This is a genomic window from Myxococcales bacterium (genome assembly GCA_016712525.1).
Classification (GTDB): Bacteria; Myxococcota_A; Polyangia; order Polyangiales; family Polyangiaceae; genus JAAFHV01.
Genome location: JADJQX010000007.1, coordinates 846,177 through 859,653, shown reverse-complemented (window position 1 = coordinate 859,653; position 13,477 = coordinate 846,177). Strand labels below are relative to the sequence as shown.

At 69.7% G+C, this 13,477-nt stretch carries 14 protein-coding genes and 1 tRNA gene; 7 read left to right on the top strand and 8 right to left on the bottom strand.

The features are described from left to right. Positions 1 to 121: 121 nt before the first annotated feature. The gene (locus IPK71_20805; GenBank protein ID MBK8216177.1) at positions 122 to 1,540 is read left to right on the top strand and encodes a VWA domain-containing protein; all 1,419 of its coding nucleotides are present in this window, start codon (positions 122 to 124) and stop codon (positions 1,538 to 1,540) included. Positions 1,541 to 1,881: 341 nt separating this feature from the next. Next, complete coding sequence (locus IPK71_20800) at positions 1,882 to 2,736, top strand: serine/threonine protein kinase (protein ID MBK8216176.1); 855 nt, start codon at positions 1,882 to 1,884, stop codon at positions 2,734 to 2,736. Between the two features lie 39 nt (positions 2,737 to 2,775). On the opposite strand, the gene IPK71_20795 is transcribed toward IPK71_20800, so the two are convergent. Further along, positions 2,776 to 3,531 carry a hypothetical protein gene (locus tag IPK71_20795; GenBank protein MBK8216175.1) on the bottom strand — a complete coding sequence of 252 codons (756 nt, stop codon included), beginning with the start codon at positions 3,529 to 3,531 and terminating at the stop codon, positions 2,776 to 2,778. A 140-nt stretch (positions 3,532 to 3,671) separates the two neighbouring features. Between IPK71_20795 and IPK71_20790 the strand changes: the two genes are divergently transcribed. Continuing rightward, positions 3,672 to 4,925: a serine/threonine protein kinase gene (locus IPK71_20790; protein ID MBK8216174.1), complete on the top strand. Its 1,254-nt coding sequence runs from the start codon at positions 3,672 to 3,674 to the stop codon at positions 4,923 to 4,925. A gap of 1 nt (position 4,926) precedes the next feature. On the opposite strand, the gene IPK71_20785 is transcribed toward IPK71_20790, so the two are convergent. Both IPK71_20785 and IPK71_20780 read right to left on the bottom strand, forming a co-directional pair. After that, complete coding sequence (locus tag IPK71_20785) at positions 4,927 to 5,238, bottom strand: copper-binding protein (protein MBK8216173.1); 312 nt, start codon at positions 5,236 to 5,238, stop codon at positions 4,927 to 4,929. 37 nt (positions 5,239 to 5,275) lie between these two features. After that, positions 5,276 to 5,764, bottom strand: coding sequence for a hypothetical protein (locus IPK71_20780; protein MBK8216172.1), 489 nt, complete (start codon positions 5,762 to 5,764; stop codon positions 5,276 to 5,278). 89 nt (positions 5,765 to 5,853) lie between these two features. On the opposite strand from IPK71_20780, the gene IPK71_20775 reads away from it, so the two are divergent. Further along, positions 5,854 to 7,329 (top strand): hypothetical protein, encoded by a 1,476-nt coding sequence (locus IPK71_20775; protein MBK8216171.1) that lies wholly within the window; start codon positions 5,854 to 5,856, stop codon positions 7,327 to 7,329. Next, positions 7,326 to 8,537, top strand: coding sequence for a hypothetical protein (locus IPK71_20770; protein ID MBK8216170.1), 1,212 nt, complete (start codon positions 7,326 to 7,328; stop codon positions 8,535 to 8,537). The genes IPK71_20775 and IPK71_20770 overlap by 4 nt, the downstream gene beginning before the upstream one ends. Positions 8,538 to 8,598: 61 nt before the next feature. Here IPK71_20770 and IPK71_20765 read toward each other — a convergent pair. Next, positions 8,599 to 8,670: transfer RNA gene (locus tag IPK71_20765), tRNA-Val, on the bottom strand. Between the two features lie 259 nt (positions 8,671 to 8,929). Between IPK71_20765 and IPK71_20760 the strand changes: the two genes are divergently transcribed. Together IPK71_20760 and IPK71_20755 are read left to right on the top strand one after the other, a co-directional pair. Continuing rightward, a complete protein-coding gene (locus IPK71_20760) occupies positions 8,930 to 10,144 on the top strand; it encodes an RtcB family protein (protein MBK8216169.1) in 1,215 nt (404 codons plus the stop codon). Positions 10,145 to 10,190: 46 nt separating this feature from the next. After that, complete coding sequence (locus IPK71_20755) at positions 10,191 to 11,225, top strand: RNA 3'-terminal phosphate cyclase (protein MBK8216168.1); 1,035 nt, start codon at positions 10,191 to 10,193, stop codon at positions 11,223 to 11,225. A gap of 7 nt (positions 11,226 to 11,232) precedes the next feature. Here IPK71_20755 and IPK71_20750 read toward each other — a convergent pair whose 3' ends face one another. From IPK71_20750 to IPK71_20735, 4 genes are all read right to left on the bottom strand, one after another. Beyond that, positions 11,233 to 11,490 (bottom strand): hypothetical protein, encoded by a 258-nt coding sequence (locus IPK71_20750; protein ID MBK8216167.1) that lies wholly within the window; start codon positions 11,488 to 11,490, stop codon positions 11,233 to 11,235. 65 nt (positions 11,491 to 11,555) lie between these two features. Then, on the bottom strand, positions 11,556 to 12,401 hold the full coding sequence (mazG, locus tag IPK71_20745) for a nucleoside triphosphate pyrophosphohydrolase (GenBank protein ID MBK8216166.1): 846 nt from the start codon (positions 12,399 to 12,401) through the stop codon (positions 11,556 to 11,558). Positions 12,402 to 12,417: 16 nt separating this feature from the next. After that, positions 12,418 to 13,245: a hypothetical protein gene (locus IPK71_20740; protein MBK8216165.1), complete on the bottom strand. Its 828-nt coding sequence runs from the start codon at positions 13,243 to 13,245 to the stop codon at positions 12,418 to 12,420. After that, positions 13,239 to 13,406 (bottom strand): hypothetical protein, encoded by a 168-nt coding sequence (locus IPK71_20735; protein MBK8216164.1) that lies wholly within the window; start codon positions 13,404 to 13,406, stop codon positions 13,239 to 13,241. Before IPK71_20735 ends, IPK71_20740 begins: the two co-directional genes overlap by 7 nt. Between the last annotated feature and the right edge of the window lie 71 nt (positions 13,407 to 13,477).

Genomic DNA, 13,477 nt, shown 5'->3' with positions numbered 1-13,477 from the left:
CGGGCGTTTACGGCCGGGCCCGCCGCTTCGCCCCTCCCGAGGGCCGTCGAGGCGCGCGGCGAGACTTTACCCTCCGGAGGCTTCGATGCGGACGACGAGCATGCTCCTTTTGGCGACGACGATGGCGGTCACGGGCTGCGCGACCTCGCCCACGACCCCAGGCTCCCTCGCGCCGAACGCGAAGGCCGCCCCGGCCGAGGTCGGCGGATCCCCCATCGTCGCCGAGAGCCCGAAGGAGCCCGCCGACCTTCAAAAAGTCGGTCCCGACGCGATCCGCATCTTCGCCGCCGCGGAGGGCGGTTTGCTCCGAACGGGCACCCACGAGGCCTTCCTGGGCGTCGGCGTGGACGTGCCCAAGGGGCGCGCGGCGTTCCGCCCGAAGGTCGCCGTGGGGCTCGCGATCGACACGTCCGGCTCGATGCAAGGCGCCAAAATCGAGAGCGCGCGCGCCGCGGCCCGCACCTTCGTGCAAAACCTCGTCGACGGGGACGTCGTCGGGGTCGACGTGTTCGACGACTCGGCGCGGACCCTGGTGGTCCCCACGGTGCTCGACGCCGAGACGCGTCCCCGCATCCTCGCCGCGATCGCGAAGCTCGGCACCGGCGGCTCCACGAACATGTTCGACGGGCTCTCGCTCGCCGAATCGCACCTCGCGCAGGCCCCCGTGTCGCACGCGGTGAGGCGGGTGGTCGTCATCTCCGACGGGCGGGCCAACGTGGGGCCTCAGAGCCCCGAGGCGCTCGGCGCCATCGCCGAACGTGGGCTCGGCGCTCGTGTCCAGGTGACGTCGCTCGGTGTCGGGCTCGACTACGACGAGAGCACGCTCAACGCCCTCTCGGTCCGCTCGAGTGGGAGGCTCTACCACATTGGAGATCCCCGCGAGATGGTCGCCACGCTCGAGCGCGAGGTGTCGCTCATCGGAGACACGGTCGCGAGCGACGCGAGCCTCGAGATCGTGCCGGCGCCCGGCGTGCGCGTGATCGGGGCCGAGGGCGTGCACTCGACGTGGAACGGCCGCACCTTCCGCATCCCCTTGGGAGCGCTCTTCGCCGGGCAGCACAGAGAGGCCCTCGTGCGCGTCGCGCTCGACGACGCCGAGACCCCGAACGAGCGCCCCCTCGCGAGCGTTCGGCTCGTCTTCCGCGACCCTCGCGACGGCGATCTCGAGCGGGTCAAAGAGACCGTCGCGCGGGTCGGGTTCTCGTCGGACCCGGCCGCCGTCGCGCGCTCGGCCGACGACCGCGTCAAGGCGATGGCGTCCGTGTTCGAGGCCGGCAAGATCCAGATCGCCGCGGCCCAGCGCGTGAACAGCGGAGACTTCGCGGCCGCCGACCGCGCCCTCGGCGAAGCGCAGCGAAAGCTCGAGGCCCGCGCCGGCGAGACCCGGGACCAGGCCGAGAAGAAAAAGCTCGACGCGCAGGTCGCGCAGATCTCGGCGTCGCGCTCGTCGGTCGCGAAGGCCGCGGCCGCCCCCGCCCCCGTGCAGCGCAGCGAGGCCCTCAAGCTCAACAAGGACGGCATGGGCGCGATGGGCTTCTGAGCGATTCGTGGGCGCATCGGGGGTGACTCGCGTACTCTCGAGCCATCGTGGACAGCCCGAAGGCACCCCCGCCGAACGCCCCCCCGCCCGCCCTGGGCGAGACCGTGAAGATCGCACCGGCCGAGCCGGCGCTGCCGGTGCCGGTGTCTCCGATCCCACCGCACCTCACCACGGGGCAATTCCCAGCCATTCCAGCAGGTTACACGGGGTCGCCCTTACCGGCCGGCGGCCCGGGCCCGGTCCCTGCGCCCGTGTTCGGAGCGAGCGGGCCGCCCTCGCTCGGGCCGATGTCGGCGCCCTCCCCGGCCGGGTATCCGCCTCCCTCTCAGCCCCCGAGGCTCATGGTGCAGATGCCCGAGCCGGGCTCCGTGCTCACGTCGACGCGCGGCCAGTACCTCGTGACGAAGGTGCTCGGCACGGGAGAGTTCGGCGCGGTCTTCGACTGCACGGGCCCGTTCGACCAGAGCTACGCCGTGAAGGTCATTCGCCCGGCGAACCGCCCCTACGCCGAGGTGCAAGCCGAGTGGGCGCGCGAGGTCTCGCGGCTCATGTCGCTCCGGCACCCGAACGTCGTCTACATCTACGACGCGTTCGAGCAAGGATCGCTCTTCTTCCTCGCGCTCGAGAAGTGCGATCACGCGCTCAAGTCGATGCTCGGCGCGCCGCTCCAGGAGGGCCTCGTCCTCGAGCTCACCCGGCAGCTCCTCGCCGCGGTGCAGTTCCTCCACGACAACGACGTGGTCCACGACGACCTCCACGCGGGCAACGTGCTCGTCACGCACGCCACGGACCGACCGGTCGTAAAAATCAGCGATTTCGGCATCAGCCACGAGCTCCGAGGCCTCCCCGCGATTCGGCCGAACGTGGTGCACCACGCGATCATGGCGCCCGAGATCCTAGCGACCGGCTACACGAGCAAGCAGAGCGACCTCTACCAGGTGGGCCTCTTGCTCTTCTGGATGATCACGGGCGAGTCGGCGATCCCGAAGGGCCTGCCCTACGCGGACCTCATGCGCTTCGTGTCGGAGGGCGAGCCACGGAGGCGCGCCGAAGCCCTCGGCACCCCCCTCGGCGCCCTCGTCGCGAAGATGCTCCGCAGGCGGGAGGCGTACCGCTACTCGTCGGCGCGCGAGGTGTGGGCCGAGCTGCGCGAGCTCCGCGCGTGGAAGGAACGGGAGCTCTTTCCGCAGCGTTGAGGCCGCATCTCACGGCCGACGCTCACGCCTTCGTTCGCCTCAGCGGCGACGGCGACGGGCCGCGAGGACGAGGCCGAGCGTCGCGAGCGCGACCCCAGAGGCGGCCCCGAGACCGACACGCGGATCCCCGGGCGTCGTGACCGCGCAGCTCTCGCTCTCGGCGTTCGACGGATCGAGCCCCGCGACACGAACGACCCCACCATCGCCCGAGGAGGGCGGAGGGAGCGGGACGAACCCCGAGTCGACCCCCGGGGTGGAGGCGTCGACCTCGGGGGGAAGAGCCGCGTCTCCACCGGCGTCGAGATCGGGCTGCGCTACACGGAAGTCCGCGCAAGAATAGCGATTTCCGAGCGCGCCAGTCCCGAGCCCGGTCGCCGGAGGGCACGCGCCCGCGTCGGCCACGAGGAGCTGACGCATGTGGATCGTGCACCGCCGCCCATCGCGACACGAGGCGGGGATCGGGACGTCGGAGAACGTCACCTCGCGCGCGGTGCCGACGTTGTCGACTTGCTGCATGACGTCGCCGACGCGCGTCCCTTGATCGAACACCGCGATCTGGATGCATCCGACGCTGTCGTTGTCCATGATCTTGACGGTGGTCGCCACGGCGCCGAGCGGGAGGCGCGTTCCTGCGGTCGCGCCTGCACCCGTGCAGTCCGTCTGGTTGTCGTCGTTCGTGCTGCGAGGCGCCGGGTCGGAAATCCTGGCCTTGCCGAACGCGGGCGCGGAGAGCACGCCGACGCCGAACAGCACCAAGATGGCGGAGGTTCCGAGAAGCGCGCGACCTTTGCTCATGCCGAAACCGTAGCACGGGAACGCGAGGGCGTGCGCCGACGGAGGCCTGGGAGGCGCGGGTACAGGAACGGCGGAAACCTGCACTCTCTCGGGCCCGGGACGCTGGAATTTCCTGTCTTTCTCGTGTAGACGACAGAGCCTTGTCTCGCGACGCGAACGCGCCCCCGAAAGAAACGCCGGCCCCCGTGCTGCTCGGGCGGTACGCCATCCAGGCAAAAATCGCCGACGGCGGCATGGCGACGCTCTACCTCGGCGCCGGAAAAGACGCCGCCGGTCGCAGCGAGATCGTCGCGCTCAAGGTCATCAAAGAGGGCCTCCAGGGCGACGAGGTCTACGAGGCCATGTTCCTCGACGAGGCCCGGATCCTTTCGATGCTCGGGCACCCGAACGTCATCCATACGCACGAGTACGGCATCACCAAGGGCGGCCACCCGTTCATCGCGATGGAGCTGCTCCTCGGGCGAACCTTGGCCGACGCATGGGATCACCACGCCGCCGAGGGAGGGGTGATGCCGCTCGCGCTCGGGGTGTGGATCTGCGCGCGTGTCGCCGAAGGTCTCCACTCGGCGCACGCGCTCCGCGACGAAGAGGGCGCCCTCCTTCAAGTGATCCACCGCGACGTGAACCCGTCGAACGTCTTCCTCACGTACGACGGGCGCGTGAAGCTCATCGACTTCGGCCTGTCGCGCGCGCGAAAACGCTCGGCCAAGACCGGCGACGGCATCGTGAAGGGAAAGATCCCTTACCTTGCTCCCGAGCAGGCGCAGAGCGGCCCCATCGATCGGCGGATCGACGTGTTCGCGCTCGGCGCGACGCTCTGGGAAGTGTGCACCGGCAAGCGCCTCTTCAAGCGCGACACCGATCACGAGACCCTTCAAGCCGTGCGCGACGCCGTGATTCCGGAGGTGCGCACGCTACGCCCCGACGTGCCCGAGGCCCTCGCGCGCATCGTCCACCGCGCGCTCGCGATCGACCCGGACGAACGCTACGGGACGGCCGCCGAGCTCCAACGCGACCTCGACGCCTTCGTCGCCTCGCTCGCCTCCTTTCGGGACGCGAAGCCCGAGGCCGAGCTCGCCAACTACCTCGAGGAGCGGTTCCCAGGAGAGAGGGAGCGCCAGCTCGCGTGGGTCAAGGTGGCGAGCGCGCCGCGGCGCCCGATGGCGACGATCGCGCCCCCGGTCCCCATCGGCCTCGACACGGACGACACCTCGCCCATGTCCTCTCGCTCCAGGCTCCCCGAGTCGGCGATCACCGGTGCGTTCCCCGCGAGCCGACCGACGGTCGACCTCGAGCCCGAGCCCTCGTTCAAGCCTTCGCTCACGAAGCGTGGGCTCGTCGCCGCCGCGCTCGTGCTCGTCGCCATCGCGGCCATCGCCGTCGCGCTCCGCTGAGTTAGACCCGCGCGATTTTCTCGAGCACGCGGCGCTCACCGTCGTCGACGAAGGTGAAGACCACCTGGTCGCCTTCCGAGAGACCGTCGAGCTGGCCGGGCGCGCCGGGCTCGAACGACATGGTCATCGCGTTCATGTATCCCGGGATGTCCTCGTGGTGGATGTTCACGTACCTCCGCGCCTTGCCGAAGGAACGCACCACCCCGCGCGACGTGTAGCGCGCCGACGCACGCGCCCCCCCTGCCCTCGAGACCACGGCGAGCGCCACGAACGACGGCACGAAGCGGGAGAGAAAGAGGCGACGGCCCAGCATCGGAGCCTTGAGCCTAGCAGACGGCGGCCTCCGCCGCTCACGAGAGGGTGATGACGCCCGATATCCTAAAGGTTTCGAGTATTTGAACAACTTCCCAGGAGGGCATTCCGCTCACGTCGACGATGGTCTCGACGTCGAGCTGACCGTCGATCAAGGAGAGCACGAAGCCCTCGCGATGGTCGAAGGTCGACGCCTCGAGCCGCGCGCCCGAGAGGGTACGGAACGGGATCCGACGCTGGGCCTCGGGGTCGTCGAGGAGGCCCTCGGGCGTGCCCCCGGGCCGCCGAACGGTGGCCGGCGCCGCGTCGACCTCGGCCTCGACGAACCCCGAGATGGATCGCGTGACCGGCACGGGAGGCAGCGCCGACGCCGCGCGCGCGTAGCTCTCGACGTCGTACGGGGGGACGACCGTGTCCTTCTCGTGAGGGTCGTCGTCTACTCCGACCTGCGCGGCCACGCGACCGGACGCGGTGCGTGCCTCCCGCGGGAACGGGTGGCGCTCGTCGTCGGTCTTCGGAGCGCTCATCGCGGACAAGGATAGCAGAGCGGCGAGCGAGCGAAACACGAGCGACCGTAGCGACGACGTAGGAGACCTTGCTACTCTGTCGGGAACGGATGTCGTCCCGCCTCTTCCTGGGCCTCGTGTGGGCCGCTGGGTTTTCCGCCTTCGTCGGCCTCGAGGCGAGCGCACGCGCCCAAGGCAACTACCGCTCGGCGCCGCTCGGCGGACGCTCGGCCTTGATGGGGGGGACGGGCATCGCCGCGGGACGGGACGGGGCGGCCCCGTTCCTGAACCCGGCCACCATCGCGAACGTCGACGATCCAGGGTTCGCCTTCTCGGCGAACTTTCTCCAGGTCCGCTCGCTCAACATCCCCGACTTCCACAGCCCGGGCACCGTGGGTGAGCAGTTCGGCGCGCTCGAGCTCGACCGGACCTCCCTCACGACGACCGACGTCGACCTCTTGCCGTCGACCTTGTGCTTCTTCGTGAACTTGAGCGGAAAACCGACCCAAGGTCAGTCTTCGCACAGGCTCTCGTTTTGTTTCGGCACCCTCGAGAGGGACGCGCAGTCGAAGCTCGCGATCGGCTACCGGGGAGGCTCGAGCGCGGCCCGCGTCGACCAAGGGCAGTCGTTTCTGCGCAAGTGGAGCCGCTTCTCGATAGGGCCGGCCTACAGCGTGCACCTCACCGACGAGCTCGCCGTCGGCGCGTCGATCTCCGCGCTCATCACGAACTTCGATCAGCTCTCGTCGGGCAACACGAGCATTTATTCGTCGTCCGGACGGTTCCTCGCGACCGCGATCGACAGCGTCACGAGCGCGACGAGCGTCGACGTGGGCGCGGCCATCGGCGTCACGTACAAAATCGACAAAAATTACCAGATTGGAGTGTCGGCGCACGTGCCGTCGCTCCACCTCCTCGGCAACTACTCGTCGCTCTACCAGACGCAGTACTCCGGCGCCGAGGACTCGGCCTATGCGAAGCGCGGCCAAGGTGGGTTCCGCGCGTCGACCCCCGCGAAGATCGGCGTCGGCCTCGCCGGGAACCTCCCGAGCGCGCGGTTCGAGCTCGACGCCGGGTTCCACTTTCCTCGAAGCCGCGCGACCGAAGCCGAGCTCACGGTCGACGAGCTCGTCGCGGTCTCGGGGCGCCCCGCCATCGAACGCAGCGCCGAGCTCTCGTACTTCGGAAACGCCCGCCCGGTGCTCAATACGGGCGTCGGGCTCGAGTGGTTCTTTCGACCGAAGCTCGGCCTCCTCATGGGGATGTCGACCGACTTCTCGTCCACGCCACCGCTCAACGAAGAGCCCACGATCGGCACCGTCACGTTCGCGCGCGCGAACCGCGCCGCCGGGTCGATCGGGCTCGGTTCGTACGGGCAAGGGACCGAGCTCGTGGTCGGCCTCGAGGTCTCCCACATGTGGGGAAAGTCCTTCGTTTTGAACCCGTTTCAGCTCCCGAACCGCCTCGTTCCGGTCGAGCAGTACGGCTGGGGCTTCGTCCTCGTGGTGGCCGGCGCCACCAGCCTGAACGCGCTCAAAGCGACGGTCGAGAACGTCGAGAGCATCGTGAAGAAGGGCCCGAAATGAGCCGTCGCTCGTCGGTCTTGGGCGTTCTCGGGCTCGCGCTCGCGGCGGCGTTCGTCGCGTGCGGTCGGGCCTTCGAAGTGCATCGTCCCCAGCCCTCCGCCAAGGTGGACGCGACGACGGTGGAGCTCGTCGAGTCGTTTCCGCTCGAGACCGCGCTCGGTCACCCCGACGTGCCGGACGCCAAGGACGTGTGGGTGACCATGATCGACGGCGCGCGCGCGACGCTCGACATCGCGGAGTTCTACTTGAGCGACGATCCCCGCGCCTCCGCGGAGTCCCCTTCGGCCCTCGGCCGTGTCGTCGCGGCGATCGAGCGCGCCGCGGCGCGCGGGGTGCGGGTACGTGTCCTCGTCGACGCGAGCTTCTTGCCGAAGTACCCGGAGGTGCCCGAGCGACTTCGCGCCATGCGCGGCGTGGAGGTGCGAGCGATCGACGGGGCCAAGGCGTTCGGGGGTGGGATCCTCCACGCCAAGTACTTCGTCGTGGACGGCACGAGCGCCTACCTCGGCAGCCAAAACTTCGACTACCGGTCGCTCGAGCACATCCACGAGCTCGGCGTGCGCACGACCGACAGCGGCGTCGTCACGGGACTTGGGCGCACGTTCGCGCGGGACTACGCATTCGCCGGCGGAGAGCCCACCGCAGCGCCAGCCGAGCCGCCGCTCGCAGCGCCGAGCCCGAGGACGACGTTCGCCGCGAGCCCTCGCGACGCCCTCCCCGAAGGGATCGCGTGGGACCTGCCCTTGCTCGTCGCCGAGCTTCGCCGGGCCCGCCGCGAGATCTGCGTCGCGATGCTCACGTACAAGGCGAAGATGCGAGACGGCTCGGACTTCACCGACCTCGACACCGAGCTCCGCGCCGCGACGAAGCGCGGAGTACGGGTGCGGCTCGTCGTGGGGGCCTGGCGCGCAACCGAGCCGAGCCTGCTCGCCCTCCGGGACGCCGGCGTCGAGGTGCACGCGGTCGAGGTGCCGAGGTGGTCGGGCGGGGATATCCCCTTCGCCCGTGTCGTCCACGCGAAGTACCTCGTCGTCGACCGCGAGCGCGCGTGGCTCGGGACGAGCAACTGGGAGGGGGACTACTTCTTGAAGAGCCGGAACGTGGGTCTCTTCGTGGACGACAGCGCCTTCGCGGGCCGCCTCCACGGCATCTTCGAGGACACGGTCACGCACCTTCGTGAGGCGCGCCCGGACGGAGGCGCCCCCTGACCGAGACGGCGCCCGCCGAAATGCAAGAAGCGCGCGGCCTCGGGGCTCGCGCGCTTTTTCGTGGGCGCAGCAGGATTCGAACCTGCGACTTCCACCGTGTGAAGGTGGCACTCTACCGCTGAGTTATGCGCCCGTCGGGCCCGAAGGGAGATAGTCGAACCCCCTCCCGCATGCAAGCGCCTTCGACGCGCATTTCGATCGTGCCCCGCAGCAGCAGCCACGCGTGGCGTTCGCGAACCTGATCCGATCCCTATCCCATTCGATAAATGCTCGCTGATTCTATAAAACCACGCGCGCCCAAGAAAGACTTAACCGTTGAAAATCATTCGCTTATCGGGGCGCGACACCGCGTGGCATGGCCCGTGCGATAGGGCTCCGCGAGGAGAACAGCCATGAGTCACATCACTCTCACCACCAAGGGTGTCCCCATCCACGCGTGGGTCTCGGGGGTCGCCTTCGACGCCGCGGCCGAGCAGCAGCTGCGACGCCTCGCCGAGGTGCCCGTGGTCGGGCCGTTCGTCGCGGTCATGCCCGACGTGCACGTCGGAAAGGGCGCGACGGTCGGGAGCGTCGTCCCCACGCGGAGCGCGATCCTCCCGGCCGCGGTCGGCGTGGACATCGGGTGCGGGATGATCGCCCAGCGCACGACCCTCCGCGCGGAGCACCTGCCCGACTCGCTCGGGGAGCTGCGCGCGGCGATCGAGGCCAAGATCCCCCACGGCCGTACGCCTGGCGCGCGCGACAAGGGCTCGTGGCACGACCTCCCGAAGGTCGTCGAGCGGGCGTGGCGCGCGGAGCTCCGCGACGAGCTGTCCGAGCTCTGCGAGAAGCACCCGAAGCTCGCGAAGGGCAACTCGTTCGCCCACCTCGGGACGCTCGGGACGGGGAACCACTTCATCGAGGTGTGCCTCGATGAAGAGGACCGCGTGTGGGTCATGCTGCACTCGGGCTCGCGCGGGATCGGGAACCTCATCGGCCAGTACTTCATCGAGAAGGCACGGGAGACCGCCCTCCGGCTCGACCGCCGCCTCCCCGATCGCGACCTCGCGTGGCTCGACGCCGGGACGGCCGACTTCGACGACTACGTCCGCGCGCTCTCGTGGGCGCAGCGCTTCGCTCGCACGAGCCGAGCGTTGATGCTCGACGCGGCCATCGGCGCGATGCGCGCTTGGCCGAAGCTCCCCCCCTTCGAGACGTGCGACGTCGCGGTGAACTGCCACCACAACTATGTGTCCGAGGAGACCCACTTCGGCGAGCGCCTGCTCGTGACCCGCAAGGGCGCGGTGCGCGCGGGAGCGGGGGATCTCGGCATCATCCCCGGGAGCATGGGGGCGCGCTCGTACATCGTGCGTGGAAAGGGGAACGCTCACGCCTTCTCGTCGTGCAGCCACGGCGCGGGGCGTGTCCATAGCCGCACCAAGGCGCGCGAGCTCTTCTCCCTGGAGGACCACGCCGAGGCCACGAAGGGCATCGAGTGCCGCAAGGACCTCGACGTGCTCGACGAGACCCCGGCGGCCTACAAACCCATCGACGCCGTGATGAAGGCGCAGGACGATCTCGTGGACGTCGTCCACGAGCTCCGCCAGGTCGTCTGCGTGAAGGGATGACGCGCCCCGCGAGGGTGCGCCTACGAAGGAACGAAGGACCACCACCATGATCACCATCGACGGCACCACGGGAGAGGGCGGCGGGCAGGTCCTGCGCTCGTCGCTCACGCTCTCGCTCGCCACCCAGAAGCCCTTCACGATCACCAACATCCGAAAGAAGCGCGGGCGACCGGGCCTCCTCCGCCAGCACCTCGCCTCGACCCTCGCCGCCGAGGCCATCTCGAACGCGGACGTCACCGGCGCCCGCATGGGCTCGACCGAGCTCGTCTTCAGGCCGGGGAGGGTCACGGCGGGCGAGCACACCTTCAAGGTGGGAACCGCGGGCTCGTGTTTGCTCGTGCTCGCGACCGTGCTCCTCCCGCTCTCCATCGCCGAAGGCCCTTCGCGCCTCGTGCTCGAAGGGGGCACGCACAACCCGGCGGCGCCTCCTTTTCCGTTCGTGGCCGAGGCGCTCCTCCCTACCCTCGCGAAGATCGGGTACCACGCCGAAGCGACCCTCGTTCGGCCCGGTTTTTTCCCTGCCGGCGGAGGCCGGGTCGAGGTCGCCATCGCCGGGGGCGCATGCCCGTCGCGTATCGAGCTGCTCGAGACGGGCAAGCGCCTCGCCGAGCGGGGGCGCGCCATCGTGTCGGCCCTCCCGTCGAACATCGCGCTCCGCGAGCTCGAGACGCTTGCGAGCGTCGCAGGGCTCTCGAAGCGCGCCGACCTCCGGCCCGAGGTGGTGCGGGATCCCGTCGGCCCCGGGAACGCGCTCGTCGTGACCCTCGTCTACGAGCAAGCGACCCACGTGGTCACGGGCTTCGGAGAGAAGGGCGCGCCGGCCGAGCGGATCGGTGGGTCGGTGGGGGCGCTCGTGGCCGCCCTCGCCGCAGCGGACGTGCCCGTCTGCGAGCACCTCGCCGACCAGCTCGTGTTGCCGCTGGCGCTCGGCCGCGGCGGCACCTTCCGCACCGTGCGCCCGACGCCGCACTTCGACGCCCAGCGCGCCGTGGTCCGGGCCTTCCTCGGCCTCGACGTCGAGGTCTCCGAGGAGCCGCGCGGCTCGTTCGTGGTCGAGGTCCCCGGTCGCTTCGGCGCGTAGGGAGCCTTCAGCCGAGGGCGCGCGAGATGACGCGACCGAGGGCCTCGCAGCACGACTCGTACTTGAGATCGCCGTTGCCAGCCGCGTCGAAGTGGAGCCTCACGTCCGTGGCCGTCTTCCCGTGGGTCGCGCAGCGCAGCGTGGCGAGCTGGGTCCCGACCGAGCGCGCCGCATCCTCCAAGCCTCGCTTGATGCGGACGTCACGCACCTCGTCCAGCGACACGATCTTCTTTCCTACGGCTACGGTGACCTTCACGGGCAGCATGCCCCGATCCTACACGAGCACCGCCGGCTGTGCTTCCGGGCACCGCCGGCGGTGCTCGGAGGGACTTAGCGCTCGGCCCGCTTCGCCTCTTCCCAGTACCCGTCCAACGTGGCGAGGGGCAGCGTGCCCTTGCCCGGCTCGCCGAAGCCCCCGTGGACCTCGTTCACCCGCGCCTCGACGTGCCCGAACCGGCGGGTAAACTTGTCGATCGTCCGCCGGAGGGCGCCCTCGGCGTCGACCTTCGCGTGACGCGAGAGGTTCACGAGCGCGAAGAGCGCGTCCCCCAGCTCCTCTTCGACGGCGTGCGCGTCACCCGCCAGGAGGGCCGCCTCGAGCTCACCGACCTCCTCTCGAACCTTGGCGAAGCTGCCCTTCTCGTCGGCCCAATCGAACCCGACACGGGCGACCTTCTCGCCGATGCGCTGCGCCCGCGTGAGGGCCGGGAGGCTCTTCGGGACCCCACCGAGGATACCGCGGCCCGCCTTCTCCTTCGCCTTCAGCATCTCCCAGTTCCGGAGCACCTCGTCGGCGTCGTTCGCCTCGAGATCGCCGAACACGTGCGGGTGCCGAGTGACGAGCTTCTCGACGATGCCCGAGACGACGTCGTCGATGGCGAACGAGCCCTCGCGCCTGCCCAGCTCCGCCTGGAAGACCACCTGGAGCAAGAGGTCGCCGAGCTCCTCGCGGAGGGCCGCGCGGTCCTTCGACTCGATGGCGTCGATCACCTCGCAAGCCTCTTCGAGCACGTACTTTCGTAGCGACTCGAACGACTGCTCGCGATCCCACGGGCAGCCGTCCTCGGCGAGCAAACGCCGCATCACCCCGACGAGGCGCACGAGGGTCGCGCCGTCCTGTTCGGGGAGCTTCGGTACGGGCCTCGGGGCGTCTTCGTCGAACCTCTCTAGTGCCATGACACGGTCCTCCTTCTCACGTCTTGGGCGTCGCGAGCTCGAGGGCGATGTCGGACGCGAGCCCGCGCGCCTTGGCCGTCGAGGTCTCGTCGGATGGCAGGGAAATCGCCCCGACGACCGGGTGCCCTCCCCCGCCGTGGCGCTCGCAGATGCGGGCGATGTCGTGGGTGCGCGGCACCCCGCACCAGGGGTTATAGCCGATCGAGAGCTTGCACTTCTTCTTCGAGCGGGTGACGACCACCGAGTAGAGGCTCTTCGGGAAGAGCGCGTAGGTGACGAACTTGGGGGCCGTGTCGAGCTCGGTCTCGGTGAGGTCGACGAGAACGGTGTCTCCCACGATCTTGGCGCGCTCTTCGACGAGCGCGACGAACTTGTGCTGCTCGGCCTCGAAAGGAGCATAGGCGCCGCGTACGAGGGGCAGCTCCGCGAGCGCTTCGATGCCGTGCTCGAGCAAGACGGGCACGGAGCGCTCGAGGAACGACGCGTCGCCGAGGTGCTCGACCACGGTCATGAGCTTCAGGACGGGCTCCTTCTTCTCGACGGCCATCTTCGCGCTCGGGAAGGCCGCGCGATCGATCATGTCCGCCCAATCGACGAGGGCCTTCACCGGGGCCGGATCGAGGTCGAAGTGCTTCGCGCCGACGTCGGAGATGAGCTTCGTACACGAGCCGTAGGCCCCGTCGTGGAAGAAGCGAGGGACAGAGCCCGCGCGCACCCGCTCGGCGAAGGCCACACGCTCGGCCTCCGTCGCGAACGCGCTCACGTGGTGATCGAAGTACCAAGTGAGCTTTTCGCTCGCCGAGAAGCGGTAGTCCAGGATGACGTTCTCGTCCCCGTTCAGCACGTGCTCGGGGACGCCGTTCTCCCCGGTCCGTAGCCCATCGCGAAGTAGCGGATCGACAGCTCGCGCGGGTCGACGTGGCGGAGGAGGCGCGTGAAGAGGGCGGCGGACGCGAGCCCGTCGAGGCAGTGACCGTGGGTGGCGACGACGACCTGTCGAGACATGGCACGCCCTCCTACCACGACGGCGCCACGCGATCGAAAGACCTGCCTCTTCCGGCCGGGCGGCGCGCCGG

What these genes read in the sequence shown, in the direction of transcription:
- IPK71_20805 (MBK8216177.1), top strand. Translation starts at nt 122, where the DNA reads ATGGCGGTCACGGGCTGCGCGACCTCGCCCACGACCCCAGGCTCCCTC.
- IPK71_20800 (MBK8216176.1), top strand. Translation starts at nt 1,882, where the DNA reads ATGGTGCAGATGCCCGAGCCGGGCTCCGTGCTCACGTCGACGCGCGGC.
- IPK71_20795 (MBK8216175.1), bottom strand. Translation starts at nt 3,531, where the DNA reads ATGAGCAAAGGTCGCGCGCTTCTCGGAACCTCCGCCATCTTGGTGCTG.
- IPK71_20785 (MBK8216173.1), bottom strand. Translation starts at nt 5,238, where the DNA reads ATGCTGGGCCGTCGCCTCTTTCTCTCCCGCTTCGTGCCGTCGTTCGTG.
- IPK71_20780 (MBK8216172.1), bottom strand. Translation starts at nt 5,764, where the DNA reads ATGAGCGCTCCGAAGACCGACGACGAGCGCCACCCGTTCCCGCGGGAG.
- IPK71_20775 (MBK8216171.1), top strand. Translation starts at nt 5,854, where the DNA reads ATGTCGTCCCGCCTCTTCCTGGGCCTCGTGTGGGCCGCTGGGTTTTCC.
- IPK71_20770 (MBK8216170.1), top strand. Translation starts at nt 7,326, where the DNA reads ATGAGCCGTCGCTCGTCGGTCTTGGGCGTTCTCGGGCTCGCGCTCGCG.
- IPK71_20760 (MBK8216169.1), top strand. Translation starts at nt 8,930, where the DNA reads ATGAGTCACATCACTCTCACCACCAAGGGTGTCCCCATCCACGCGTGG.
- IPK71_20755 (MBK8216168.1), top strand. Translation starts at nt 10,191, where the DNA reads ATGATCACCATCGACGGCACCACGGGAGAGGGCGGCGGGCAGGTCCTG.
- IPK71_20750 (MBK8216167.1), bottom strand. Translation starts at nt 11,490, where the DNA reads ATGCTGCCCGTGAAGGTCACCGTAGCCGTAGGAAAGAAGATCGTGTCG.
- mazG (MBK8216166.1), bottom strand. Translation starts at nt 12,401, where the DNA reads ATGGCACTAGAGAGGTTCGACGAAGACGCCCCGAGGCCCGTACCGAAG.
- IPK71_20735 (MBK8216164.1), bottom strand. Translation starts at nt 13,406, where the DNA reads ATGTCTCGACAGGTCGTCGTCGCCACCCACGGTCACTGCCTCGACGGG.